20 protein-coding genes, 1 tRNA gene and 1 pseudogene are annotated in these 25,829 nt (G+C 72.7%); 7 read left to right on the forward strand and 15 right to left on the reverse strand.

The window, feature by feature from the left end; all coding sequences use genetic code 11:
• Positions 1 to 304 precede the first annotated feature (304 nt).
• A complete protein-coding gene (locus ACZ5C2_RS09815) occupies positions 305 to 865 on the reverse strand; it encodes a GNAT family N-acetyltransferase (protein WP_468788452.1) in 561 nt (186 codons plus the stop codon).
• Positions 866 to 1,103: 238 nt separating this feature from the next.
• On the opposite strand from ACZ5C2_RS09815, the gene ACZ5C2_RS09820 reads away from it, so the two are divergent.
• Positions 1,104 to 1,856, forward strand: a complete 753-nt coding sequence (locus ACZ5C2_RS09820; RefSeq protein WP_468788454.1) for a Crp/Fnr family transcriptional regulator — start codon at positions 1,104 to 1,106, stop codon at positions 1,854 to 1,856.
• Here ACZ5C2_RS09820 and ACZ5C2_RS09825 read toward each other — a convergent pair.
• Positions 1,845 to 2,369: a Pycsar system effector family protein gene (locus ACZ5C2_RS09825; RefSeq protein ID WP_468788456.1), complete on the reverse strand. Its 525-nt coding sequence runs from the start codon at positions 2,367 to 2,369 to the stop codon at positions 1,845 to 1,847. The genes ACZ5C2_RS09820 and ACZ5C2_RS09825 overlap by 12 nt on opposite strands.
• A gap of 340 nt (positions 2,370 to 2,709) precedes the next feature.
• Between ACZ5C2_RS09825 and ACZ5C2_RS09830 the strand changes: the two genes are divergently transcribed.
• From ACZ5C2_RS09830 to ACZ5C2_RS09840, 3 genes are read left to right on the forward strand one after another with little or no spacing between them, the layout of a single operon-like run.
• Positions 2,710 to 3,543: a hypothetical protein gene (locus ACZ5C2_RS09830; RefSeq protein WP_468788458.1), complete on the forward strand. Its 834-nt coding sequence runs from the start codon at positions 2,710 to 2,712 to the stop codon at positions 3,541 to 3,543.
• Positions 3,540 to 8,045, forward strand: coding sequence for a hypothetical protein (locus ACZ5C2_RS09835; RefSeq protein WP_468788460.1), 4,506 nt, complete (start codon positions 3,540 to 3,542; stop codon positions 8,043 to 8,045). Before ACZ5C2_RS09830 ends, ACZ5C2_RS09835 begins: the two co-directional genes overlap by 4 nt.
• On the forward strand, positions 8,042 to 9,022 hold the full coding sequence (locus tag ACZ5C2_RS09840) for a tetratricopeptide repeat protein (protein ID WP_468788462.1): 981 nt from the start codon (positions 8,042 to 8,044) through the stop codon (positions 9,020 to 9,022). The genes ACZ5C2_RS09835 and ACZ5C2_RS09840 overlap by 4 nt, the downstream gene beginning before the upstream one ends.
• 246 nt (positions 9,023 to 9,268) lie before the next feature.
• Here ACZ5C2_RS09840 and ACZ5C2_RS09845 read toward each other — a convergent pair whose 3' ends face one another.
• The 3 genes from ACZ5C2_RS09845 to ACZ5C2_RS09855 all read right to left on the reverse strand — a co-directional run bounded on the left by ACZ5C2_RS09845 (position 9,269) and on the right by ACZ5C2_RS09855 (position 10,216).
• A complete protein-coding gene (locus tag ACZ5C2_RS09845; RefSeq protein WP_468788464.1) occupies positions 9,269 to 9,691 on the reverse strand; it encodes a PIN domain-containing protein in 423 nt (140 codons plus the stop codon).
• Entirely contained in the window at positions 9,688 to 9,882 is a 195-nt protein-coding gene (locus ACZ5C2_RS09850; RefSeq protein WP_468788570.1) for a type II toxin-antitoxin system VapB family antitoxin, read from the reverse strand. Before ACZ5C2_RS09850 ends, ACZ5C2_RS09845 begins: the two co-directional genes overlap by 4 nt.
• Before the next feature lie 260 nt (positions 9,883 to 10,142).
• Positions 10,143 to 10,216: transfer RNA gene (locus tag ACZ5C2_RS09855), tRNA-Gly, on the reverse strand.
• 508 nt (positions 10,217 to 10,724) lie between these two features.
• On the opposite strand from ACZ5C2_RS09855, the gene dcd reads away from it, so the two are divergent.
• Positions 10,725 to 11,300, forward strand: coding sequence for a dCTP deaminase (dcd, locus tag ACZ5C2_RS09860; RefSeq protein WP_468788466.1), 576 nt, complete (start codon positions 10,725 to 10,727; stop codon positions 11,298 to 11,300).
• A gap of 46 nt (positions 11,301 to 11,346) precedes the next feature.
• Positions 11,347 to 11,499 (forward strand): annotated as a pseudogene (locus ACZ5C2_RS09865) (phosphoribosyltransferase); the annotation flags it as partial.
• Between the two features lie 70 nt (positions 11,500 to 11,569).
• On the opposite strand, the gene ACZ5C2_RS09870 reads toward ACZ5C2_RS09865, so the two are convergent.
• The 10 genes from ACZ5C2_RS09870 to ACZ5C2_RS09915 all read right to left on the reverse strand — a co-directional run bounded on the left by ACZ5C2_RS09870 (position 11,570) and on the right by ACZ5C2_RS09915 (position 23,108).
• Positions 11,570 to 12,580, reverse strand: coding sequence for a Yip1 family protein (locus ACZ5C2_RS09870; protein WP_468788468.1), 1,011 nt, complete (start codon positions 12,578 to 12,580; stop codon positions 11,570 to 11,572).
• A gap of 253 nt (positions 12,581 to 12,833) precedes the next feature.
• On the reverse strand, positions 12,834 to 14,309 hold the full coding sequence (locus ACZ5C2_RS09875) for a VCBS repeat-containing protein (RefSeq protein ID WP_468788470.1): 1,476 nt from the start codon (positions 14,307 to 14,309) through the stop codon (positions 12,834 to 12,836).
• A gap of 331 nt (positions 14,310 to 14,640) precedes the next feature.
• Entirely contained in the window at positions 14,641 to 16,221 is a 1,581-nt protein-coding gene (locus ACZ5C2_RS09880; protein WP_468788472.1) for a zinc ribbon domain-containing protein, read from the reverse strand.
• Entirely contained in the window at positions 16,218 to 16,814 is a 597-nt protein-coding gene (locus ACZ5C2_RS09885; RefSeq protein WP_468788474.1) for a phage tail protein, read from the reverse strand. The genes ACZ5C2_RS09880 and ACZ5C2_RS09885 overlap by 4 nt, the downstream gene beginning before the upstream one ends.
• Positions 16,811 to 18,769 carry a putative baseplate assembly protein gene (locus ACZ5C2_RS09890; RefSeq protein ID WP_468788476.1) on the reverse strand — a complete coding sequence of 653 codons (1,959 nt, stop codon included), beginning with the start codon at positions 18,767 to 18,769 and terminating at the stop codon, positions 16,811 to 16,813. The genes ACZ5C2_RS09885 and ACZ5C2_RS09890 overlap by 4 nt, the downstream gene beginning before the upstream one ends.
• A complete protein-coding gene (locus ACZ5C2_RS09895; protein WP_468788478.1) occupies positions 18,769 to 19,227 on the reverse strand; it encodes a GPW/gp25 family protein in 459 nt (152 codons plus the stop codon). The genes ACZ5C2_RS09890 and ACZ5C2_RS09895 overlap by 1 nt, the downstream gene beginning before the upstream one ends.
• Complete coding sequence (locus tag ACZ5C2_RS09900; RefSeq protein WP_468788480.1) at positions 19,227 to 21,131, reverse strand: VgrG-related protein; 1,905 nt, start codon at positions 21,129 to 21,131, stop codon at positions 19,227 to 19,229. Before ACZ5C2_RS09900 ends, ACZ5C2_RS09895 begins: the two co-directional genes overlap by 1 nt.
• The gene (locus ACZ5C2_RS09905; protein WP_468788482.1) at positions 21,131 to 21,868 is read right to left on the reverse strand and encodes a CIS tube protein; all 738 of its coding nucleotides are present in this window, start codon (positions 21,866 to 21,868) and stop codon (positions 21,131 to 21,133) included. Before ACZ5C2_RS09905 ends, ACZ5C2_RS09900 begins: the two co-directional genes overlap by 1 nt.
• A 127-nt stretch (positions 21,869 to 21,995) precedes the next feature.
• Positions 21,996 to 22,421 carry a phage tail protein gene (locus ACZ5C2_RS09910; RefSeq protein ID WP_468788484.1) on the reverse strand — a complete coding sequence of 142 codons (426 nt, stop codon included), beginning with the start codon at positions 22,419 to 22,421 and terminating at the stop codon, positions 21,996 to 21,998.
• 54 nt (positions 22,422 to 22,475) lie between these two features.
• Positions 22,476 to 23,108: an extensin gene (locus ACZ5C2_RS09915; protein WP_468788486.1), complete on the reverse strand. Its 633-nt coding sequence runs from the start codon at positions 23,106 to 23,108 to the stop codon at positions 22,476 to 22,478.
• Positions 23,109 to 23,625: 517 nt separating this feature from the next.
• On the opposite strand from ACZ5C2_RS09915, the gene ACZ5C2_RS09920 reads away from it, so the two are divergent.
• Positions 23,626 to 23,862, forward strand: a complete 237-nt coding sequence (locus tag ACZ5C2_RS09920) for a hypothetical protein (protein WP_468788488.1) — start codon at positions 23,626 to 23,628, stop codon at positions 23,860 to 23,862.
• The last annotated feature ends 1,967 nt before the right edge of the window (positions 23,863 to 25,829 follow it).

Genomic DNA, 25,829 nt, shown 5'->3' on the forward strand with positions numbered 1-25,829 from the left:
CGTCATCCGGGTGGCGGCGGAGAAGCGCACCCACCCGTCACTTCACGACGCACTCTCCCGCTGGGCCAAGGCCGGTGTCCCGCACGTCGCCGACCGTCCCGAGGGAGTCGACTCCCCCGCCATGACGTGGGCGTTCCACACCCGTCGGCGCGGCGGCGCCACGAACTCCTCGGGCTTCGGCGGTGGTCAGCGCGAGGGCGGGCTCGGCGAGCCGGACCGGGCCGAGGCGGCGACGCTTCGGGGCCTCCGTGGAAGCACTGGGCGGCCGGCTGCGCGCAGTCGCGGAGGCGGGCGGGTCTCGGTCCTATCGGCCGTCCGTCGGGTGCCACTCGCGGCGGAGGAGGCCGAACACCCAGGAGTCGGAGACGTCGCCGTTGACGACGCAGTCCTCGCGGAGGGTGCCCTCGCGGACGAAGCCGAGCTTCTCCAGGACCCGGGCGGACGCCACGTTGCGGGTGTCGGTCTCGGCCTGGACGCGGTTCAGGTCCAGGGTGTCGAACGCCCACCGCAGGACGGCGTGCGCGGTCTCCGTGGCGTAGCCGTGGCCCCACGCGGCGGCGTCGAAGACGTAGCACAGCGACGCGCTGCGGAAGTCCGGGTTCCAGCCGATCAGGCCGCACCAGCCGAGGAACGCGCCGTCGGAGACACGGTCGACGGCCACCCGCGCTCCCGTGCCTTCCTCCTCGATCCTCCGGCAGGTCGCGAGGAAGCGCAGGGCGCGGGCCGGGTCGGTCCACGGCGGGGAGTCCCAGTAGCGCAGCACGTGGGCGCTGCTGTGCAGCGCGTAGAGCGGCGCCGCGTCGGCGTCGGTGAACGGCCGCAGTCGCAGGCGGGCGGTGTGCAGCTCGGGGGCGGGCCATGTCATGCGGAGCATCCTGCCGCGTCAGTTCGCCCCCGACCATCCGTTTATCCGGACGGTCGGGGGTGCATATGTCCCCGGTGACGCCGGACGCGCCGCACGGGCGGTGAGTCCGCAGTACCGTGCCGGCATGGCGAGCAAACGGCGGCCGGAGCACCCTCGGGACGCCGACCGGCCTCGTCCCGTACCGGACCATGACGTTCAGCCGACCACGCCCGAACGCACACGGAGACAGGGGGTACCCGTGGTTGTGCCCATCGGGTCCGACGCGTGGCCCGCGCGCAGTCTGCTGGGCGTGCTGTCGCCCCCGGCGCGGCGGGACCTGCTCGGACTGGGTGCCGAGGTCCGGTTCGACGTGGGTGCGGTGCTGCTGAGGGAGGGTGACGACGACCAGCACGTATTTCTGCTGGTGTCCGGTTTCGCCAAGGTCACGGCGACCGTGGAGAACGGTGAGACCTCACTCCTCGCGGTCAGGGCCGCCGGCGACACGGTAGGCGAGATGGCGGCCATGAGCGGGGCCCCGCGCTCGGCGACGGTCACCGCTTGCGGACCGCTGACCGCCCGTAGGTGGCAGAGCGGTGAACTGCGGAGGCTGCTGGAGCGCCGCCCCGCGGTCTCCATGGCCTTGACCGGCATGGTGGCCGACCGGCTGCGCTGGGCGAACCGGCGGCGGCTGGACTTCCGCGGGTATCCGGCGAAGGTGCGGCTGGCCCGGTTGCTGGTGGAACTCGCCGAGTCCTACGGTTCGTCGCGGGCCGACGGCGTGGTCATCGGCTGCCGGCTGACGCAGCCGGAGCTGGCCACGATGGTCGGCGCCGCCGAGACGACGATCCACAAGGTACTGCGTGACCTGCGCGACAAGGGCCTGTTGGAGACCGGCTACCGGTCCACCACCATCCGGGACCTGCCTGAGCTCGAACGGCTCGCGGACCTTCGGCCCGCTCGTGTACCCGGCGCGCGCCCGGCCGCAGCCGGCCCGACGACGTCAGACCAGTAGCGGCAGCAGGGTCACGCTCAGCCCGGCGCTCACCCCCATGACGGCCGTGCACAACACCGCCCTCGCCAGCCAGCGGTACTTGTGTACCGCGACGAGAGCGAGGAACCGTATGGTGCGCGACAACTCCCGGCGGTCCGCGGCCTCATCCTCCGGTTGCACACCGTCGACGGTGGGCAGGATGTCGGGCCCCGACGCCAGGTGGACGAAGCTGTACCGGTTGACGGCCGGGTCTCTCAGTACGCGTGGTCGCAGCGAGGCCGCCACGCTCACGACGCCGCCGATCAGGCCGCACACGAACAGTGCCAGCAGTGCCCCCGCGAACACCCCGGCCGCGCCGCCCCGGTCCCAGGCGAGCACCGCCCGCGAACTCCATGCTCCGGCCGTACCGCCCAGCGCCACCTGCGCCGCGGCCAGGACTCCGGCCTTCGTGTCCGCGTGCTGATGGGTGGTGTGCAGTGCGGTGAACATGTACTGCGCGGGGTGGCTTCCGGCGGTTCGCCCGGTCGGTGCCATGAGGACTCCTCCGATCGATGGTGGTGGGTGCGGCGCACTGGGCGTGCTCAGCCCAGTAAGGGCGACCGTTCTCGACCGGACCAGCCCCTTCTACGGGTTCCCGGCACACCGCACCGCCTCGGGCCGCCCGAGCGGTCACGCGTCCCCCCATTCCGTGACACCACGTCGAACCACGTAGAAGTACGGGGTCTCACCGGCCTCCCGGGTGTACGACTGCATGACCGGCGCCCGCAAGGGGGAAGCGGGCGCCGGCCCATTGGGGAAGCAACACCGTTGTTTCGTCGACGGGTTGCGTGAATCGACGGAATTTCTCCCCGAAGTGCGTGTACCGAGAGGTGTCATGGCGACAAACGGCAAGGACGGTCCGGGCGGTGAGGGCGTCTTCGCGCGCAGACTGCTGCTGTCCGTCGACGCGAAGGGGTACGGAGGCGCCGACACGGTCAGGCAGCGCCAGTTCCAGGCAGCGATCGTGCGGTTGCTGGAACTGGCGGCGGCCGCCGCCGGGCTGGACCGCGAGGAATGGCTGACGCAGGAGGGCGGGGACTCGCTGTTCGCCGTCCTGCCCGAGGGGGCCTCCGAGCCCGCCCTGGTCGACGCCTTCATGCGCAGTCTGGAGGCCGGTCTGCGGGCCTTCAACTTCGGACGGGAGCCGGAGGCGTGGCTGCGGCTCAGGGCAGCCGTCCACTTCGGCGAGACCTCGCCGGCCGCCAACGGCTTCGCCGGCAGCGCCCCGGTCGAGATCGGCCGCATCCGTGACTGCGCGGCCCTGCGCGCCGCCCTGGATCAGTTGTCGCAGGCCCCGCTGGCGGTCGGACTGTCGGCGACCGTCTTCCGTGACGTCGTGCGGGGGAAGGCGTACACCACCCTCCGGGAGAACGAGTTCCGGGAGGTGCCGGTCAAGGAGAAGGAGTACCGGGGGGCGGCCTGGATCTGGGTTCCGGGCGCCGATGTACGGCAGGTGGACCTGCGCCCTGCCGCACCGGAAGGGGAGCCGCGGGACGCCCATCCGGTGCGGGCCACGGTGAAGGTGGACAACGTGCAGGGCCGCGCGGTCGTGGTGCGTGCACAGGGTGCTGTGGGAAACCCCATCGAGGCCATCGCCGACATCGGTCGCGTGGCGCACGACGGAGAAGTGATCGGTGTGGACCTCCGTGCCGCCGGAGGCAATCCGTGACCGCCTCCACCCCCCGCCCGCGCCGCGCCTTCGAGGACGTGATCCGATCCCGTACGGAGGCGGACTTCGTCGAGCGTGCGTGGCTGTACGACGAGATCGAGCAGGCGCTGAAACCGGACGAGGGCCAGTACGTCCTGGTGACGGGCGAGCCGGGAGCGGGCAAGACCAGCCTGCTCGCCGGCATCGCGCGGGACCACCCCGACCGGCTGCGCTACTTCTTCAGACGGGACAGCCGGACCGCGGTCACCGGCGGGGACACCGAGTCGTTCCTGCTGAGCATCGGACATCAACTCGCCCGGACGCGTCCGGGGCTGTTCGAACTGGAACGCCTCTCGATCGTCGTCCAGCAGCACATCGACAGTGTGCAGGCGGAGGGCCGGGTGATCGGCATCAGGATCGACGACCTGAAGGTCTCCCCCTTCCACCGCACCGCCACCCTGGAGGTCCAACAGCGCGTCCGCGACGTCGAGGGCACGGTCAGCGGCGTCGAGATCGGCACGGCCCATCTGGAGCCCCGGCTCCTCGACCCGGACAACCTGGCCCACCTGGCGCTGATCGGACCCGCGCAGGTTCTGGCGGAACAGGACCCCGAGGCCAGGATCGTCATTCTGCTCGACGCGCTGGACGAGGTGGCCGACGACCACACGATCGAGCCGAGGAAAGGCCTCCTGCACTGGCTGACCCGTTCCCCCGAGCTGCCCGCCAACGTCAAGGTGGTCATCACGTCACGGCCGCACGCCGGGCTCCGGCTGTTCCGGTCGGCCCGGGAGGAACGCCTCACCGACGTGGTCATCGACGCCGCCTCGTCCCAGGTCGTGGGCGACCTCCATACGTACGCGCACCTCGTCCTGGAACGACGGGCGGTTCTGGAGGCCGAGCGCGCCAGGGGCAACCTCCCGGGCAGCACGAAGCGGCACGCCGTCCGCCGGGCCGCCGGAAACTTCCTCTACCTGGCGACGTACGCCCGAGCGCTGATCGACGCCACCGAGGAACGCAACGACGAACTGATCGGCAGGCTGCTCGACTTCCAGGGCGTGCCGGGCCGACTGCCCGCTCTCTACGGCTTTTTCGTGGAACTGGTCCGCAAGGAACTCACACCGAGGCAGCGGGACGGCGCCGGTGAGCCGGCCGGCGGCTGGGAAGGGGTGGGCCTGCCCATCATCGGCGTACTGACCGTGGCCCGGGAGGCGCTGACGGGGGAACAGCTCGCCGCCATGTCCGCCACGCGCCTGAGGGACAGATCCGCACAGAAGGTCCTGAGGAGCCTGCGTTGGCTGCTGGACCCCGGGAACGACCGGTTCGCGTTCTTCCACGCCTCCATCAGCGAGTTCCTGGCGGGGCCGGAGGCCCACAAGGAGCATCCCGAGTGCTGGGTCGACGAGACGCGCTGGCACGAGCGGATCGCCCGCCACTACCGGGGGACCGCACCCAACTGGGCGGATGTGGAGTGGTCCCGAGTGGACCTCTACGGTCTCTCCCACCTCGCCGTCCACGTCCTGAACTCGGGCCCGAGCGTCTCCTCCGAGGCCGCCGACCTGGTCTGCGCCGGTCTGCGGCGCGCCATCAGAACCAAGTTCCGGGCCGAACGCCGGTTCCTCGAGCTCATCGACAGCATCGCTCACCACATCGCCGACACGGCCCCCGTCGCCACCGGGCTGCCCACGATGACGTATCTGGGCGTCGTACGCCATCAGGCGGCGCAGTCGAGCGGCGCGCTGCCGCCGAGGGTGATCGGGTTGATGGCGCGGGTGGGGCGGGTGCGGGAGGCGCTGGAGCACGCGAACGGGGTCGGGCCGTCGCTGCGGAGGGTCATGTCCTTCGTGGAGATCTCGCGATACGCGAGTCCTGGGCCCGATACGCCCTCGGCCGACGAACTGCTGGACATGGTGGTCGAGTCCGCGATGTCGGTTCGGGGCAGTGCCGATCGCCTCGGCGACACTGTGGCGCGCAGAGCGATCAAGGTGGCCGCACGCCTGCTGGCACCTCATGACGTCGAACGCGCCCTGCGGCTGTGGCAGCACGGGCAGGAGACGATGCCGTCCGCGAACGGTTCGGTGGACGAGCCGGACGAGGTGTACCGTGCCGCCGCGGTCGCCGCCGCAGAGGAGGACGTGGACAGAGCTCGCGCACTCATCGACATGATCAGCGGTGAACGCTGGGCGGACTACCTGGATCTGGCCGAGCGCGCCGACCCCGAGAGGGCCGTCGAGCTGTTGTGGGAGGCCGAGGCGGCACTGGAGTGCGTGGGCCCGGACGTTCGTCTCCTGGGCCTGGCGAGGCTTGCGGCCGCATGGGCGACGTACGATCCCGTCACGAGCCGGGCCGTCCTCGCCGAGGTGCGGGCACAGGTCTTCGTGGCCGGAAGAAGCGCCGGACTCGCCGCCCGACTGGTCGGGGCCGCAGAGCTGTTGGCCGACGTGGACCGGCCCACGGCTCGTTTTCTGCTGGCTCGCCTGGACACGGACGTACGCGGCGTATCGCTCGACGGCGCAGCGCTCTGGACTCGTTGGGGGGCGCCCGAGCGCGCGCGGGCCCTCCTCGACCGGTACCGGGCAGAGACCCATAGCCACTGGGCGGGGCTCGATGCCATGAAAGCGCTCGGCCGGTCGAACCGGGCAGAGGAACTGCGGATCGTCGAAAGCGTCCATGCGGCGATACCCGGACCATCCGTCGACCCGCGGGCGAACACGGGCCGCAGCGGTGGGCGCGACGACGATCTCGTCGGCGTAGTACAGCGTATGGCCGAGTACGACCTGGTCAGGGCCGCTCAGATGGCCAGGGGAGTCCAGCGGACCGACTGGAGCGACCACTGGAGCGACGCATGGTCTCGGGGCGGTGACCCCGGGACGGGGACTGAGGACGCGACCCGGGAGGTGTACGGGCGCGACCGGTATTCGCTTCTTGCCGGTATCGCCCACCTCCATGTCGCCCGCGGCCAGGCCGCTCCGGCTGCCACGATCCTGGAGGATCTGTTGCGGAGCGTGGCGGACCCCGCCCCGCTCAGAGGGGGCGGTGGTAAGGGCGAGTCCTTCGCGAGCGCGGTTCCCGAGTCGAGTGAGCCTCCCGCCAGGAACCACGTGGAAGAGGTGAATCTGCTGGGAATCACGGCCTTGTTCAATGCCGACCAGCACTGGGCCGCATATGCCCGAAGCCACTTCTTCCGCGCGCCGGCCGACGTGGTGCGAGCCGTCGATCTGGGCGGACACGGCAGCACGGCCGGAGCCGTACGCCGGTTCGCGGCGCTGCTGGCCCACCGAGACCTCCCCCGGGCGGCGGCCCTCATGCGCACGCTCGCTGATCCCGCCGAGCGCGCCATCGGTTTCGCCGAGCTGCACCGGGCCGCCCACGGCCCCGACCGCAGCGATTCACACCACGGCCCCGATGCGGACATCTTCTCGAAGGAGATCGATCGCGCGCTCAGCGAACTACCGCGCTACCGGTGGACCGTCGGCGTCGCCGAAGTGCGGGCAACGGTGGGGGACGAATACGCGCTGGCGTATGTCCGTCCCGATCACCGTGTCCGCTTCGAGTTGGCGGTACGCGCCCTGGGCTGCCGAGAACAGGACATGCTGGGCCTCGAAGGGCTGGCTTACCTCCGCCACGCCCATGTGCGATCCATGACCATGTGGGCGTCCGCGGTGTACGCCAACGACATGATCGCGGGCAAGCGGCCTCACCCGGCCTTCGCGGAACTCCATCTGCAGAACCTCAGCACCACACAGGACCTGAACCTGAAAGAGACAGACGCCCCGACGAAGAGCGGGCTGGCCACGACCGCCTACCAGGAGCACCGAATCGCCCGAGAGGTGCCCGGCTACCACGCCACGGCGTCCCGCGTCCGCTTCGACGACCCGGTCTACGACGCGGCCATGGACCTTGTGACCCCGGCGCCCGGAGCGCCTCTCAGCCCGTCGTTCACCAGGCGCATACGGAAGTTGCTCGTCGACGGTCCGGTTCCGGCAGCCGCCGATCTGCTCGTCTTCGCTGCGGAGTCCAGACCGGAACACGAGCGTGAACTCCGTGCACTGGCCGAAGAGCTCGTCGAGACGGCCGACGACGGCTCCACGCTCGGGGTGGACGCACTGTCCACCCTGGCCACCTCGCCGCTCCTCGGCGATCTGGTCGATCCCGTCGACATCCTTCGCGAGGCCGGCCGCTGCGTATCCCGGTGGCCGGGCGAGGAATGGATCCCCGGCTACATGATGTTCCGCCTGTTCCCCGTCCTCCTGCGGCGCGCGCCGAGTGACGCACTGCACAAGTACTACGAAGCCACCTCGAAGAGCTGGTCCTCGGCCATGGCGTTGCTGGAACACGCGCCGGACACCGTGATCGCAGCACTCGGTGCCGACGCGGCGGCCACCCTCGGTTCGGCCATCGCCGATGGTCTCGCCTGCACCTCTCCCACGGGTACGGCGCCCGACGTCGTGGACGGCGTCCGGCTGACGCAACTCGTCGCCACCGCCGCCCGTGAAGGCCGTCCGGACGGGAGGTCGGAGTCATGACGCATCCGGTCGATCCCGCGGTCGAGAAGGCGCACACGGAGGTCGTGAACGTGTTCCGCAGAAGTACCACCGGGACGGCCGCGGTGTGCCGAGCGGCCCGGGACCGGCTCGCGGCCCTGCCGATCCTCGACCCGGACGATCCGACCACCTGGACCTCGTACGAGCTGATCACGGCGGACGTACAGACACTCATCGGCTACCTGCGCGAGGCCGAGGTCCCGATCAGCGAGCCGGAGCGGTTCCGTTCTCTGGTGATCCGTGTCCTCCGGTACCTCTACGTGGCCGACAGTGCCGAGCCCGGCGCTCTCCTGGCGGAGCTCGTCCACAGTGACTGGGAGGCGCGGATCGGGGAGTCGCACGACCACACACTCGAGGCTGCCACACGACTCGCCGCCTGCCTGCACGCACGCGGCGACGCGCAACAGGCCCGGCCGGTGTTCGAGAGGGTTCTTCTGCTGCGGACGAGGAAGCACGGCGACGACCATCCCGACACCCTCCTCGCGGCCTGCAACATGGGCGCGTGCCTCAACCGGCTCCAGGACTTCCGTGCCGCGTTCCAGCTGAACAACGGCACCGTGCGGCGATGTGAGCGACGGCTCGGCAAGGACGACAGGACGACGATCCTGGCCACGGACGGTCTCGCGGGCAGCCTCTTCGGGCTCGGGGAACTGCGGAGGGCGCTGGCGCTGTACCGGGACGTCCACCGGCGGTACGGCCGGGTGTCGGGCGAGACCTCCCTGGCGACGCTCAACGCGCAGGCGGGCATTGCCCTCACCCTGCACCAGCTCGGCGACCACGAGGCGGCACGCGCCGTCAACGCCGGCCTGCTGCCGAGAATCGAGAGAGTGGCCGGAAAGGACTACTCGGGCACCAAGAACACGCGTGCGCGTCTGGAGATGAACCTCCGCGCGCTCGGGCGGGACAAGGAAGCCGATGACGTGCACGGCGGAATGCCGACGTTCGCAGGGCCTCCCTGACACACCCGGCCGGTCCGCCGAACACCGCGCTTCCGGCGGACCGGCCCACTCGGAAGCCCGGCTCAGCGGACCAGACCATGTGGTGGACGCCACCGGCGCGGTAAAGCGGACCCATCTCCGGGAGAGGCGGGCATCTGGTCGGGGAGCACCTTCGCGCATGCGCCGATTCCCGGCCCCAGCCCCTCGGCCATCACAGGCCGGTGGCCGAGGCTTCCACGGAACAGCCGAACGCCTGGCCCCCTGGGTTCATTTGCCGGGTTCTGGCCCGTACCACTGGAGTGCCTGGCCTGTGACGGCGGCGATGCGTTCGACGTCCCGGTCGCGGTGCAGGAGGGTCAGTCCCTGAAACTCGGCCGTGGCCGCCACCACGAGGTCGACGGCTCCGGCACTGCGGTGCTGTCCGCGTTGGGTGAGGATTTCCTGGACCTGCCAGGCGCGGTCGTAGGCGCGGTCGTCGACCGGCACCCAGCCGAAGAGCAGGGGCAGGTCCTCGATCCCTTGTGCACGGTCGGCGGCGGAACGCGCGCTGTAGAAGAACTCCAGCTCGGTGATGGCGCACGTGGCGATGAGCCCGGCTGCCGCCGCCCGGTCCCATCCGTATTGCTCGGCGTCGCCGCGCAGCAGACGGGCGAGTGCGCTGGTGTCGATCAGGAACTGAGCGGCGTTCACCGACGGTAGTTCCCCTTGTCCTCAAGGAGATCGAGATCGAAGGGGCCCTCGGCCGACGCCGCCCGCAGGCGGGTGAGGGCCAGAGCCCGCCGCCGGTTCTCCAGCACCTCGCTCCACATTGATCGCTGTGTGTGTCGCCGCGTTGAAGTACGTGACCGGCACGGGAATCGCTGACGCGATCCTGTTCGCAGGGGCTGCGTTCGGTGCGACAGCAGGGCTCTGCTTCGCCGCGGTGGGAGCGGTCACGGCACTGCGGAACTGGAGGAGAAAAGGTCGGCCGGTGTGTGAGCGCGTGCACCGGCGGCTCAGGGGAACGATGGTGCGGGCCTACCGGCCGTGCGGGAAGGCCGCGCCGGTCCAACAGTATTCCGACGAGGAGCGGCAACGGGCGGTCGCCGGGCCCGACGACGACAACAAAGAACCCCCGGGTCTATGACCTGGGGGTTTCGCGTGGAGCGGGTGACGAGAATCGAACTCGCGCTCTCAGCTTGGGAAGCTGATGTTCTACCATTAAACTACACCCGCGTAAGATCCAGACCCCGCCGCATGAGTGGTGTCCGGACGCCCGCTCACTCTACCCCATGTCAGGCCCCCGGTGCTCAAGGCTCGGGGGCCTGACGGTGTTTCAGGGTGTGGATGCGGCTGCGGAGGGCAGGCGTTGGGGCGTACCGTGAAGCGGTGGCGCGAGAGCGGGGTGCCGCCTGGAGGGCCGTTCCTTTGATCCCGTAACGTGGCTTTTGTCGTCAGGGCAGCAAGCCAGGCGCGGCTCTTGGGGAAGGGACTCTTGGACTTGATGGAGCGCACCGTCGTCCGCTGTGCCGATGGGCACGTGTTCACCGCCGCCTCGTTCCCGATGCAGCAGGCCGATCGACTCGGCCCCGGTCGGCTCCTGCGATGTCCGCGCTGTGCGCGGCTTCGCAGCGTCGTACCGGTGACTCTGCTGAAGCGGTAGCGCGGGAGGGGCAGACAGAGGGCGTGGGCGCGCGGGGCGGCCGGTGGTGGCCGTCCCGCGCGTCTTGCGTATTCTCGGGGCGTGCTTCTCTCAGACAAGGACATCCGGGCCGAGATCGACGCCGGACGGGTGCGGATCGATCCCTACGACGCATCCATGGTGCAGCCGTCCAGCATCGACGTACGCCTCGACCGCTACTTCCGGGTGTTCGAGAACCACCGGTACCCGCACATCGACCCCTCCGTCGAGCAGGCGGATCTGACCCGGCTAGTGGAGCCGGAGGGCGATGAGCCGTTCATCCTGCATCCCGGCGAGTTCGTGCTGGCCAGCACGTACGAGGTCATCTCGCTGCCGGACGATCTCGCCTCGCGGCTGGAGGGCAAGAGCTCGCTCGGGCGGCTCGGGCTGGTGACGCACTCGACCGCCGGCTTCATCGACCCCGGGTTCTCGGGGCACGTGACCCTGGAGCTCAGCAACCTCGCGACGCTCCCGATCAAGCTGTGGCCCGGTATGAAGATCGGGCAGCTGTGCATGTTCCGGCTCAGCTCGCCGGCCGAGCACCCGTACGGCAGTGAGCGGTACGGGTCCCGGTACCAGGGGCAGCGGGGGCCGACGGCCTCCCGGTCGTTCCTCAACTTCCACCGGACACAGGTGTGAGCGTGTGAGTGGCGTGCGGGAGAACCTGAGCTACGAGCAGTTCGGCGTCGCCTGGGTGCGCAGCGCCGTCGTCCACGGGAAGACGCGGTCGCTGGTGACGTGCGGGTACGTCTGGAAGCGGACCGATGAGTGGATCGATTTCCCCTCTTCCGTGCAACCGCCGGTGGTCCGGCGGGACGAGCGGGTGCTCGACGCCTGACGGCCACCGACGGCAGCGATACGAGAAAGGGGCTCCCCGTGGGGAGCCCCTTTCCTGTGTGGCCGGTGGGTCAGAACGTGCCCAGCTTCACGATCGACAGCAGGGCGATCAGCTGGATCGCCGACGCGCCCAGGGCCTTCGGCCACGGGAGGTCGTGGGAGCGGCTGACCATGACCGTGAGCAGGGCGCCGCCCGCCACCCAGGTCGCCCAGCCGAGGATCTGGACGAAGGGCGCGTCGCCGCCGGCGAACATGGCGAAGACCAGGCGGGGGGCGTCCGTGATGGACATGATCAGCATGGAGAGGCCGACCGTGGGCTGCCAGGCGCCGGTGCCGCCGAGCTGGCGGGCCAGGGTGTGGGTGACCACGCCGAGGACGAACGAGCTGAGCACCAGTGCGACGGCCGTGGTCAGGACGATCGGGACCGCGTTCGACAGCGTGGCGTTGATGGCGTCCTCGCGGGCGCCGTCGAAGCCGAAGACGGCGAGCAGGCCGTAGAGGAAGGTGACGACGAGGGCGGGGCCCCACATCGTGTAGTCGCGCATCTGGAGGAACGTCCGCGCGGGGGACAGGACGATGCCCTTCAGCAGGTCCTTCCAGTGCAGACGGGGGCCGACCGGGCCGGGGGGCGGGGCCGAGCCGGCATGGTAGGTGTCGCCCTGGTTGTAGGGGTCGTCGTTGATCGAGAAGGCCTGGGTGTGACCCGGGTTGTTGGCCGCGTACGGGTCCGGGCCGCCGTGGGGGGAGTGGGGGTGCGCGCCGTCGCCGAAGTACTCCGGCTCGCCGTAGCCGGCCGGACCGCCGTGGCCGCCGCGGCCGCCGTGTGCCTGTGGCCACGGGCTGCCGCCCCCGCCGCCCTGTCCGTATGCCGGAGGCTGTGGCGCCTGCGGGTAGCCGTATGACGGCCCCGGCGGCGCCTGCTGTCCGTGCGGGGGTTGTTGCGGTCGCGCGTTGGGAGCGCCGTTGTTGTTCCGGCCGCGTCCGATCCTGAATCCAGCCACGTCATCGAACGTACCTGGTCCCCGGCGGCCGCGTGCCGGACCCCGGCTTTCGGGCAGGGCTTTGCGGCCGAGCTGTGACATCCCCTAAGGGGCCGTCAGCCTCGGGGTCCGTCTTCCGTAGGGGGGTGGTGCGTTCCGGTCCTCCGGAGGACGGAGACGCGTCGGCAGAGGAGGCCGTCGTCGCGTGTGCGTCGGGGCGCGCGGCCGGGGCACGTGGTCGCCGCCGGTGGTCTGGTGGCCCGGTGGCCCGGTGGCCCGGTGGGTCGGGGGCGGCCGGTGGACGTGCGGCCGGGCCCGCGGTGGTACGCGGGCCCGGCGCGGGGACGTGGGTCGGTCAGTCGGCGAAGTTGGAGCCGAAGAACGGGGTGCCGGTCGTGGAGACGCCCGACGTGCCCGCGGAGATGAAGCGGGAGCCGCTCGTAGTGATCTTCGTGCCGTTGGACGGCAGGTAGACGATCGCGCCGTCGCCCTTGTCCTCGGCGGAGCCGACGATCAGGTCGGCCTTTCCGTCGCCGGTGACGTCGTCGAGCTTGACGTCCAGGCCGAAGCGGTCGTTGTCCTCGTTGCCGCCCGGGACGCCCGTGGTGTTCTGGTTGAAGGACTGGAGGCCGGAGGTGGTGTTCAGACCGTCCGCGCTGCCGTACAGGAGGACGACCGCGCCGGTGTCGACCTCGGTTTCGATGTTCTCGCCGGCGACACCGATGGCGAGGTCGAGGAAGCCGTCGGCGTTGATGTCACCGAGGTCGAGCTCGTATCCGAAGTAGTCGTTGCCCTCGGAGGTGCCGGGGATGTTGCCGGTGTTCTGGGTGATGCCGGTGGCGGAGCCGGTGAGCGGGCCGGTGGCCGAGCCGTGGGTGACCCAGACCTTGCCGCCCTTGGCGGAGTCGGGGATCGGCGTGCCGTCGTCGAGCGTGGAGTTCCAGTAGGCGCCGCTGACGATGTCGCCGAAGCCGTCGTTGTCGATGTCACCGATCGCGGTGATGACGCCGGGCTTCAGGGACTTGGCCGCGGACGTCTTCAGGCCGGTGGAGGAACCGGGGATGAAGTAGTTGCGGTTCCAGCCGTACTGGGAGGCGGTCTCGAAGCCGTCGACGACCAGGTCGGTCGCGCCGCCGTCGACGTCCCCGGCGGTCAGGTTCAGCGGGCCGTCCGCCTCGCCGCCCATGATCGGAGGCTTGATGGTGTAGCGGCCGCCGGACGTGCCGGTGGTGGTGAAGCCGCCCTTGTAGACGTGAATGGTGGCGTTGTCGCTGCCGACGGCCAGATCGGCCTTGCCGTCGCCGTCGAAGTCGCCGGCGGCGAGGTTCTTGCCCCACAGGTCGTGGGAGGAGGGGGCCGGGTCGTTGACGGTGATGGCCTTGCCGGTGATGCCGGAGGCCGAGCCCCACAGGATGGTGAGGAGGCCGCCGTCCTTGTCGCTCCCGAGGTCCTCGTACGGGGCGGAGACGGCGACGTCGTCGTAGCCGTCGCCGTTGAAGTCGGCGTACGCGTGGTCGTAGCCGAAGTTGTCGCCGGCTTCGGCGCCACCGGGGACACCGCTGGTGTTCTGGCTGATGGTGTGGCGCTTGGCGGACGACACACCGGTGGAGGTGCCGTAGAGGACGGCGAACTGGCCGGCGTCGGCCTTGCCGGATACGTAGGCGCCCATGGCCGAGGTGGCCAGGTCGCCCCGGCCGTCGCCGTTGAAGTCGGCCAGGGCGACCTTGGTGGAGTCGGCGGCCGTCGCCGGTGAGGCGACGAGGGTGAGCAGACCGCCCGTGAGCGCGACGGCGGTGGCCGAGGCGAGGGCGAGTCTCATGTGTCGGTGCATGCGGGGTCTCCTGCGGCATGCGAGGGACGCCTGGCGGGCGTCCGGAGTCGATGAGGTGCCGGGGCCGTCCGGGTTCACCCTGGGTTGTCCCGTGGTTCACCGGGCGGTCGGCGATCATGAGACCGGCGGGGGCACGTGAGGGTTGTACGCCGGGGCGCATATTCTCGATGGTGAGTCGGATGCGGTGCGAGGCCCGGGTTGTGCGCGAACACGGCGACGGGTCCGCCCTGTTGAGCGTCCCCTCGTCGCCGGCCGGGTCGGCCGGCGACGAGGAGGGCGAGCCCGCTCCGGCACCGGCACCGGTGGAGCGACCTGCCGCGCGTGGTGAGACTCAGGTGTTGTTGCTCGACGGGCCGAAGAACTCGATCTCGGCGATCGCCACCTGCTTCTTCGGGTCGGCTCCGTAGGCCGAGCGCAGGACGAAGCGCACGGCGGTCACCTCGCCGACCCGGAACTTGCGGCGCTGGCCGCCGGCGCCCTGGTCCAGGGTGATGGTGCGGGTGATCTTCTCGCCGTCGGCGAGGGTGATCCGGGCGTCGAGCTGACGCGGGAGCGCCGACTTCGAGAGCTGGTCCGGCTTGGTCGAGGTGCCGGGGGTGATCACGAGGTCCAGCAGGCGGGTCGGCTGGTCGAAGGTGGCCTCCAGCCATTCGCCCTCGGCGTCCTGCGAGATGCCGGGGCCCCACCAGGTGTTGTTGAGCTTGTCGAAGGCGAGGGACGCGCCGTGATCGGAGAAGGAGCGGGACGCCTTGACGCTGGACGGACCGATCGGGGCCCGCTTGGCGAAGTGATCGCGGGTGGCCTGGATCATCGCGCCGAGGTTCACGACCAGGGTGATGACCAGTCCGATGACGACGGCGGCGACGACCCAGTTCCAGATGTGGCCGAAGCCCCGGCGCAGTCGCGGGCGGTCGCCCGCCCAGGCCGACTCGGCGTCCCGGGCGCCGAACATCCGGCGCCACCAGGGCGGCCGTCCCGGGGTGTCCTCGCCGCGGGTCATCGACATGGCGCACCGGGAGCAGTAGTGCCGTTCGGGGCGGTTGAGGGTGGAGCACCAGGGGCAGGGGATGCCGCCCTCGGCGTCGGTCTGCGGGCCCACGGCGCGGACCTGGGGGCGGTGGGCGACGGGACGTCCGGGCAGGACCGGCGCGACGGCGGGCTCGTCCGGGGCGCGGGGCTCCGGGTCGGCGACGGGGACGAGCAGGGACCTGGCCCGCTCGGCGTCGTCGGCGGCGGCGGCGTGGTGGTGCTGCTGCGACGGCTCGGGGGAGTCCGTCACGTGCGGCAGGGGTTCGGTGTCGTCGTCGGGGGCCGTGGCGTACGCGTCGGCCGGGCGGGGGGCGGCAGGTGCGGTGGTGGCGGTTCCGGTGGCGTGGTCCTGCCCGTCGCCGTGTCCGCCGTTATGCCGGTCGCTGGGTCCGTCGCCGCGTCCGTCGCCGCGTCCGTCGTCATGTCCGTCGCCGCGTCCGCCCTCGTGCCCGCTGTCGTGTCCGTACGGGGTGTGGGGCGGGGGTGTTCCCGGTGCGGCGGCCCGGCCGTCGGCGCGTGACGTCGCCGGGGCCGCCGCCGGGGCCGCCGCCGGTGCGGTGCTGTGGGCGCCGGAGTCCGCCGGTGCCGTCCGGGGGCGCGGTATCGCGGTGCGGTCCCGGTCGCCGGAGTCGTCCCCGTGGCCGTCGTCGGGGCGGCCCGGGGTGTCCGTCCGGTCGTCGGTGCCGGGGGCGGTCGTGGCGCGGGTGGGGGCGCCGGTCGCCGCGGTGCGTGTCGTGGGCCCGGTGCGTCCCGGCCGGCCGTCGCCGGCCCAGCCGAGGACCGCTCCGCAGGAGTCGCAGAAGGACTGGCCGGGTTCCGCCGGGGTGCCGCACTCGGCGCAGCTGGGGGCGGCCCGGCCGGGTCCGGAGGACTGGCTGGTCATCTGTCGGTGGTCCTTTCGGCGGTGGTCGCGGCGGTGACCTCGACCGTGTAGGGCATGTGGGCGGGGCGGGCGGCCGCGACCAGGGTGTCCAGCCGGTGGGTGTCGGCGGTGGTCGGGTCGGGCAGCGCCAGGGAGACGTGCAGGTGCGGGCGGCGGTCACCGGGTACCGGGCCGAGCGGGCGGGCGTGCCACTCGGCGGCGCCGCTCTCGGTGATCCGCGGCGTCACGCCGAACACCAGGCGCACCGCTTCGGACAGGCCGCGCCGGGTGCCCCGTACCCGGTGCAGGTAGGTGGCGGCGGCGACGGCGGCCCGCAGCCGGTGTTCCCCGGTGAGGCCGCCCGCGGGGGCGCCGTCGGTCTCGATGCCGTCGGTCTCGGCGCCGACCCAGTCGGCCAGCCAGCGGGTGAAGTCGAGCGGGGCGAGCGCGGGGTCGAAGTAGGAGTCCAGGTTGTCGAGGACGACCAGGAAGGGCGCGAGGACCTCGTCGAGCCCGGCGACGAAGCGCTGCGCCAGATCGTCGTCGGCGAAGATCGCGGGCAGCGTCGGGCCGATCGGCGCGGAGGAGCCCAGCCCGTCGATGGAGCCTCTCACGCGCCGTCCCCGATCACGCGGACCCGGTGGTCGAAGGAGAACACGAGGGACGGGGCGGACAGGTCGATCCGGTCGGTGGCCTCACCGCGCTTGCCGGTGATCGGGTCGGCGGGGTGCAGCAGGACCTGGTCGACGAGTTCCACACCCGGCACGCGCTGGAGGACGGCGAAGATCTCCCCGGCCTGTACGGGCCGTCCGAACGGCCAGCCGGTGCCGTCGGCGCCTCCGGTGAGCGGGTCGAGGTGGCGGTAGAGGGCGTCGTGGGCCTGGCGGCGGACCCGGTCGGTGTCGGTACCGCGGAAGGCGTGCACGGTGGCGACGACGGTGACGCCCTGGTAGAACGGCGGGCCGACGGCGAGGCGGGTGCCGATCAGCCGGCGTTCGTCGAGGTAGCGGGTGATGCGGGAGAGCAGCGCGTCGCCGGGGACGAGCTGTTCGAAGCGCAGCCGGCCGCCGGGGTCGGGCACGGCCTGGGGGACGACCAGGACCCGGACCGCGTAGGCGCCGTGCTCGCTCTCCTCTCCTTCCAGACAGGTGATGCGGGCGGTGTCGGGGGCGGCGCGGCGGGCGAGTTCCTCGTAGTCGCGCAGGGTGACCGCGCGTTCCTGGGCGCGCAGGGTGATGGGCGCCCGGGTCTTCGCCTCCTCGACGGTCTCGCCGTCGACGCCGCCGCGCGCGGCCTCCCGGTTGATGACCTCGGAGACGTACGGCACGGAGCGGCGCAGGACGCGGACGGCGCCGCGGGCGACGTTGCCGGACCTGCCGCCGCCGGTGCGGTAGCGGCGGGCGCGGATGACGGCGCCCTTCGGGGGGACGGCCCCGTACTGGCGCAGGGAGCCGTCGGGTTCGCGGACCGCGGGACCGAAGGCGATCTCGCCGGTGGTGGCGTCCAGGGTGATGTGCCGGTCGTGCGGGCGGGAGCCGGCGAAGTGGGGGACGACGTCCCAGTCGGTCCAGCCGTCGTGCTCGGCGCTCTGCAGGAGGACGGGCGGGGTGTCGCCGACGACGGGCGCGTGGGCCAGGCGCAGCCGCTGGCCGGGCAGGCCGGTGGACTCGCCGAGCGGCTCGTCGCGCACGGTTTCGGCGTGCACGGTGCCGGTGGTGCCGCCGAGGGTGTACGCCTCGGCGGCCCGCACGGACGGGGAGGTGGTGTAGAAGGGCTGGCCGGTCAGGGGTTCGGTGACCCGGCAGCGCAGCCAGCCGCCCTCGTGGCCGCCGTTGCGGGAGAGCACGTGTCCGCCGGGGACGTGCAGGACGACCTCGCCGGGCCGGTTGAGGCCACCGGTGGCGTCGCGGTCGACCTCGCAGTCCGTCCAGCCGTCCTCGGTCCACGCCTCCCACACCAGCGGGGGCTGGCGCGGGTCGACGCCGACGCCGTCGACGCGGCTGTCGAGTTCCAGGGCGACGACGCAGTGCGGGACGGCGGCGCTCAGGCCGAACAGCATGCAGTCGCCGGGGCGGGGGGCCTCGGTGAAGCAGAGCACGTCCTTGCCCTCGGCCAGGTCGTCGGTGCGGTCGGCGACCGGCTCGCCCTGGTTCTGCACGGCCAGCCGGCCGAGCGAGCAGGGGACGACGGTGAGTTCGCGCTCGGTGGCGAAGACCACGGCCTCGTCGCGCTCGGTGCGGGTGGTGGCCACCTCGGTGCCCTCGGGCAGCACCACCGGCTCGTCCTGCGGCGCGGACAGCCAGAACGTGACGTCGGTACGCGCGGCGGTGGGCGGGAACAGGCTGATGCCGACGAGGTCGAGGAAGGCCAGGTGGTTCTTCTCGGGCACCCGGTTGAGGCGGTACACAATCTGGTCCGCCATGTGCGCGACCGCCTCGACCAGGGTGACCCCGGGGTCGGAGACGTTGTGGTCGGTCCACTCCGGGGCGCGCTGCTGGATGTAGCGCTTGGCGTCGTCGACGAACTGCTGGAAGCGGCGGTCGTCGAGGTGGGGAGAGGGCAGGGCCATCAGCGGTCGCTTTCGGGGAGGGGGCCCGACGCGCCCGCACCGGCCGTGCCGCTCGTGCCGGGCTCGTCGTGGGAGGGGATGACGTAGAAGGGGAAGACGAGGCTGCGCGGGTTGTTGGTCCCGCGGACGGAGTAGCGGACGTCGATGTGCAGGACGCCCTCGCCGGGGCCGGCGGTGACCTCCACGTCCTCGACCTCGATGCGCGGCTCCCAGCGGTCGAGGCTGGAGTACACCTCGTGCTGGATGCGGCCGGCGGTGGCCTCGTTGACGGGGGCGAACACCAGGTCGTGGATGGCGCAGCCGAACTCCGGGCGCATCGGCCGCTCGCCGGGCGCGGTGGCCAGGACCAGCCGGATGGCCTCCTCGATTTCCTGCTCGCCGCTGACCAGGGCGATGCCCCCGGTGGGTCCGATGCGCAGGGGGAACGCCCAGCCGGATCCGACGAACTGCTCGGCCATCAGATCACCGGCTTTCCGTTGGCGGTGAGCAGGCCCATGATCGGGACGGTGGCGGCCCGGATGCCCACGGCGGCCGCCGCGTTGATCTGCACGCTCCCCATCGCGGAGAGGGTGGCCAGGCCCATGGCCTTCAGGGAGAGCGCGCCCTTGGCGTCGACGCTGACGGCACCGACCGACGAGCTCAGACTGACGGCGCCGCGGCCCTGGAGGGTGAGCGGGCCGCCGCTCTTGATGGTCACGGACCGTCTGCCGTTCAGGGTCAGGTCGGTGCCGGCCTCGACGGACACCGAGCGGCTTCCCTTGATGACGACGGTGCCCTTGCTGTCGACGGTGATCTCCGTCTTCGTACGGTCCAGGTTGATGATCAGCTTGTCGTCGCCGGAGGCGACGCGGACGCCCTGCTTGCGGGCGCCGGTGGTCTGGCTGAGCAGGTCGACGCGGTTGGCGTCGCGGTCGGACAGGGTGTGCCGGATCGCCCGCCGCTTCACGCTGTCGTGCAGCGGTACGTCCCGGACGGGGGACGGCTTGTCCACGCCGTTGTAGAGCCCGCCGACGACGAACGGGTGGTCGAGGGCGCCACGGTCGAAGGCCACCAGCACCTCGTCGCCCACGTCGAGCGGGAAGATGCCGCCGCCGCGCTTGCCGCCCATCTGCACGGTGCGGGTCCAGTCGGAGACGTAGGTGTCGTCCAGCCACGGGAACCGCAGCTTGACCCTGCCCTGCTTGAGCGGGTCCTGTACGTCGGTGACCAGGGCGTTGGCGACACTGGGCAGGCGGGGCGCGGCCGCCGCGGTGCCCCCGCCGCCGGAGGTGAGCCCGAACAGGGAGCGCCACTGGCGGCCGCTGACGGTGATCCAGGTCTCGTAGTGCTTGCCGTCGCCGAACACGTGCCGGGCGGACGTCACCGTGTACTTGCCCTCGAAGGGGGCGCCGACGTCGGTGAGGGTGACGGGCACGCCGGGGCGCAGCTTGGGGTTGCCGCGCACGACGACCTCGAGCTCGGCGAAGGACGAGGTCACGTCGTCGGCGAGGGAGTCCGCGGCGAACTTCACCTCGTTCTGCCGGTCGTAGGGCTTCTCCGTCTCCACGACGGTGACGATCCCGAACGCCGAGGCGGCCTTCTGCGGGGTGGTGCCGATGGAGATGCCGGCGTGGGCGGTGGTGGGGGCGGTCGCGGTCAGTTCCTTCTTCGCGACGACGTCCCAGCCGCGTGCCTCGACGCGCCCGTACTGGTCGGCGGAGGTCACCGCGGCCCGGCAGCGCAGCACGTCGGTGCCGGCCTGGAGGACGAACGGGCTCTTCTCGCCCGGCGTGCTGGTGGGGGGCGCGCCGGAGGCCGGGTCCGGTTTGACGAACCGGAACTTCCCCTTGGCGTCGAGGGACATCACCATGTCGTTCTCGTCGGCGAGCCGGGACAGGAAGTCCCAGTCGGTGACATTGGCCTGGCTGATGAACTCGTAGACGGTCCGGGTGGACTGCACCTTGCCGACGGTGACACCGTCCTGCCCGGCCAGGGTGCGGGCGATGTCGGAGGCCGTCTGGTTGCGGTAGGCGGCGACCCGGCGGCGGCGCATCATGCGGTGGCCGCGGTCGTAGCCGCGGATCACGGTGAAGGTGCCGGTGCCGTCGTAGTCGGTCTCCATGCCGGTGACCTCGCCGGTCAGCAGCGGACTGCCGGCGCCCTTGCCGTGGGCGACGGGGGAGATCACCACCTCGGTGCCGAACTTGATGCCCAGTTTGCCGAGGACCAGGCCGTGCGCGTCGCGGAACGTGACCCGGAAGGCGCCGGGCACCCCGGCGCCCAGGTCGACCCAGCCGCCGACGAGCAGCGGGGCGAAGTAGGGCGGCACGGGCTTGCCGTCGAAGGTGACGTCGACGATGTTGGAGAAGGAGGGCTTGACCATCAGAACGCGACCTCCCCGGCCGCCGGAAGGATCAGTTCGGTGCCGCCCGGCAGCCGGGCCGGGTCGTCGATGTCGTTGGCCTCGGCGATCGAGCGCCAGGCGGCGGCGTCGCCGTACTCCCGCCAGGCCAGCGACTGCAGGGTGTCGCCCGCCACGACCCGGTGCACGCGCCGCGCGGTGAGCGCGCCCGAGGTCGGGTTCTGGCCCTTGGTCTGACTGGGGATCTCGTTCAGCTCCACCTGGCAGGCCGCCCTGATCGGTACGCCCGTGGTGCCGAACAGCGTGTAGTTCGCCCCCACACTGCCGATGTACGCGGTGAAACGCGCCGTGGAGAACGACCCCCACTCGAACACCACCCACGGTGTGGACGGCTGGTCCGCGGCGATGCTCTTGGCGGTCACCTCGCAGCAGGAAAACAGCGCCTCGACCTTCTTCAGCACGCTGCTGTCACCGGGGTCGCCCGAGGAGTCGAGGAAGATCTCCATCGACAGGCTCCGGCCCTCGGCCCCCATGAACTCGGGCAGCGGGCCGTCGCGCAGGGCGGCGGACGGCGTGCTCTTCCACTGGGCGCGGCGGGTGAGGGTCAACTGCGACGGGTTGAAGTCGAAGTCGAAGGTCTTGATCAGACCGCCGGGTGTGGTGCTGTCGCCGATGGGCGGCTCGTGGATGGCCAGCGTGGCCCGCACCAGGCTCTTGCCCGCGCCGCCCTTGGAGCCCTTGCCTCCCTTGCCTGCCATGGTCCTTCGTCTCCGTCCTCGGTGCTGGTGTATCCGTGCTTGGTGTTCGGCGTTCGGTGCTCGGTGCTCGGTGCTCGTGCCCGGTGTGGGGCGTGGGGCGCCGGTCCGTTCGCGGTACCGATTCCGCTCAGTCCGTGAATCCGTGGTGCGCGATCTCCAGGACCTCCGTGGCCACACCCGGGTTCGCGGGGTCCAGGGAGGGGCCCTGCCAACTCACCGGCAGTACGTCGATCAGCCCCCAGCGCGCCACCTCGGAGCCGTCCGCGCGCAGCGCCGAGATCTGGGCGGTGGGGCGGGTGACGCCGGTCGTGACGGAGGAGATCCAGGCGGCGACCTTCGAGGTGTCCGGGGTCAGCGGACGGGTCAGCCGGATGGTGGAGAAGGTGACCCGGGTCGGCAGTTGCCACACGAACCCGTTGTTGCCGCCCTCCCGGTACTGCTCGACCTCCACCGTCGACGCCAGGCCCTCACAACCGTTGAACGCGCCGAGGCTCTCCCCGTCGATGGTGAGGGTGAAGAAGATGGTGGATCCCGGATCGAGATCGCTGGGCATCGGAGGGCCTTTCGGAGGCGGGTGGAACGGTGGTCGGGGGCGGGCGGGTGCGGGTCAGGAGCGGGGGTCGCGGAGTCTGCCGATGCGTTCCCGGTCCATCCGCAGTTCGGTGCGCAGGAGGCGGGTGAGCGGGCCGAGCAGACGGTGGGTCAGTTCGTCGATCTGCCCGTCGGTCAGGGCGCGCGGATCGAACTGCCCGGCGTGCGAGCCGCGCCCGCCGGGGTGCGGGTCGTGAAGGCTGTACGGCGGAGGCTGGGCGGGGTCGTACGGCGGGGGCTGGCCGGCGTCGTACGGCGGAGGGGGGCCCGGGTCGTACGGAGGGGGCGGTCCGGGGGTGTACGCGGGCGGTGGTCCGGGAGTGCGCGACGCGGACGGGCCAACGGCCTTCTTCCAGAGCGACTTCAGCCCGGTGGAGACGCCGGCCCGCTGCACCGGGGCCGGCGGTCCGGGGAGCGCCGGAGGGGTTGGGGTGTGCAGCCGGGTCACCGAGGGGGCGGCCGCCGGAGCCGGGTCCGCCTTGGCCGCCCGCTGCACGGACGGCGCGGAAGGGTCGGAGGAAGCCGCGGGGGCCGGGAGGACCGGGGCGAAGGCGGCGGGGGCACGGAGCGGGACCGGGCCGGGGGAGGACGCCCTCTTGGGCCCGGCGGCCGAGGGCATGGGCGTGGACGTGGACGGAGACGTGGACACGGGGCTCCTCACCGGGCTCGGTGCGGCGGTATGCGGGCCGGGGGCGGGGGCCTGCGCACCGGGCGGCACGGACTGCCCGGGGGCGGGGACGGGCAGGGGCAGCGCGGGCTTGGCGGGGGACGCGGACACGCGTGCGACCGGGGAGCCCTCTCGGGAGGACTCCGGTGCGGGTGCGGGTGCGGGCGTAGGCGTGGCGCGGCGCTGGAGGGGAACGCCGAGGCCGGGCCGTGCGCGGGAGGCGGCGCCGGCCTGCGGTCCGGGGAGCGCGGGGCGGTGTTGTACGGGCCCGGAGCCGGCCGGTCGCGCGGGCACCGGCGAGCCGGGCCGGGCGAGGCGCTGCACGGGCGCGCCCGTCTCGGCGCGGGGGTCCGCTCCGGGTGCGGATGCGGGTGCGGGTGCCGTGCCGGTGTGGTCGTCGGCCGGACCTGCGGAACCGGAGGGCCGGGGGGACTCGGCCGGACCGGCGGAACCGGAGCGCCGGACCACGGGCGCGGCGGGCGCGGACGGAGCCTGCGGCGTGGGCCGTCCCGCCGCGAGCCGCTGGATGGGGGGCCCGACGGGCGTGGCGGAGGGAGCCGGGGCGGACGCGGTGCCGCTCGGCGTCGACCTCGGCGTCGACCTCGGCGTCGGCGTCGGCCTGGGCGTCGGCCCGGGCGCCGGCTTCCGCACGGGGACGGAGGTGGAGCCGAGCGGCGGCAGTACGGCACGGTCTCCCGTGGCCTCCACCGGCTCCCCGGGGCTCGTACGGCGCTGAAGGGCGGGGACGACGGTCCCGGGGACCGTCGTCCCGGACGGCGGAGGGCCGCCCGGAGTGCCGAGAGCGACGGGGGGCGTGGAGACGGGGGCGGCCGGGGTCGCCGCCGCGGGGTTCGTACGGCGCTGGACGGCGGGTACGGCGCCGGGCGCGGTGCCGCGGGGTCCGGGAACGGGGGTGGCCGGGCTCGCGGTCCCGGAGTCCGCGCGGTGCCGCACGGCGGGAGCGGCGGCTTCGCGGGTGTCCGTGCCAGGGGACGGGGCCGTGACCGGGACGCCGGTCCGAGGAGCGGTGCCCGCACTCCGCGCCCGCTGGACGGACGCCGCGTCGGCGGAGGGCGCGGAGGGAGCGGAGGGGTCGGCGGAAGTGGTGGGGGCGGAGGGCGCGTCGGGGGCGCCGGAGGGCCGACGCACGCCGGACACGGCCGGGACCTCGCCGGCGGTGGCGGCGGACGGGGAGGAACCGGGCGAGGGCGTGACCCCGGGCGCCACGGGAGCGTCCGCGCTCCGGGGCACCGGAGCCGACGGGACCCGCCGGAGCGGCGCGGCGGGTGCCGTGGAGCCGGGCCGGGCGAGGCGCCGCGCGACGGTCACGGGAACGGCGGCCGGTGCGGACGCGGGTGAGCCGCCCCGGGCGCCCCCGCGAGAGCCGGCCGACGGCGCGGTGGGCGGGGCGGGCGCATGCTGCACCGACGGCACCGTGGGCGGGGTCGACGCACGCTGCACCGTCGGCGCTCCGGACGACGCCACCGGCATCCCCGGAGGACCTGTCGGAGGAGCGGGAGCGGGAGCGGGAGCGGGAGCGGGAGGCGCGGGAGGGGTCACCGTGCCGGTGCCGCCCGCCGCGGGCGCGGTGCCGGGCAGTGCGGCGCCTTCGACGGCACCTGGACCGCCCGACGGTCCGGAGGCGTCGGGTTGCCGCGTGCCCGGGGCACCTCCGCCGGACCGGGCGGCCCGCCGCTGCACGGCGGGCGCGGGCTGCCGCAGGGGTACGGCCGCGGGCGTGGGTCGGAGTTTCGGCGCCACGGGCGACAGCGCGGACGGAGCGGTGTGGGTCAGCGCACGGGCCGGAGCCAGGGACCGTACCGGGGGCGTCGGGGAGGAAGGCACCGGTGCCGGTGCCTGTTCCTCCGCCGCTCCTCCCGTGTCCTCCCGGCGTATGGGCGCCGGGCCGGGGCCGGGCGTACCGGACGCCGGCCGCCCGGACGTGACGGCCCGCTGGACCACGGGATCCTGCCCACCGGTACGGCTGCGGCCCGGGACCGGGGAGTCCGGGGCCGGGGAGTCCGGGGGCGTCGTGAGCGGGGCGGACCCCGGGGGCGGGGCCGACAGGGGTGCGCCGAGCAGCGGCCGGCGAAGCGTGCCGGGCGGAGCGCCGCCCCCGGTGGCCGGGGCGGCGGGGGAGGCGGCCGTGCGTGTACCGGAGCCGCCCCTGTCGCGGCTCGCGGCGACCGGCAGGGCACGTCGTTGGACCGGCGCTGCCGGGGCCGTCGTCCGGGTCAGGGCCGCGGGCCGGGGGGCCGGAGCGGCTACCGGGGTGACCGACGGACCCGAGGGGCGGCTGACGGCGAAGGGTACCGCCGCGCGCTGCACCGGCGGCGGCTCCGAGCCGTCGCCCGGGTCACCAGTGCCGGGCCTGTCGGGAGCGGCGACCGGCAGGGAGAGCGCGGGAAGTTCGAGTCCCGGCGAGGGCCGCGCCGAGGCGGTGAGGACACCCTGGACCAGTCCGCCGGGTGCGCCGTCGAGCACGGCGTGGGAGAGCGTGCCGGTGAAGGCCGGGTTCTGCCAGGTGCTCAGCCTGCCGCTGAATCCCGAGTCGGCGACGGGCCACGACGGCCGGGCGGTGGCCCGCTGGATCGGCGGCAGCCCGGGCCAGGCGGCGGTACGCGCCACGGCCGTGGACGCACCGCCACCCCTGCCACCGGCGTCGGCTGATCCCACCGACCCCGCTGATCCCAGTGATCCCAC

It is taken from the genome of Streptomyces sp. NPDC031365 (genome assembly GCF_055569765.1).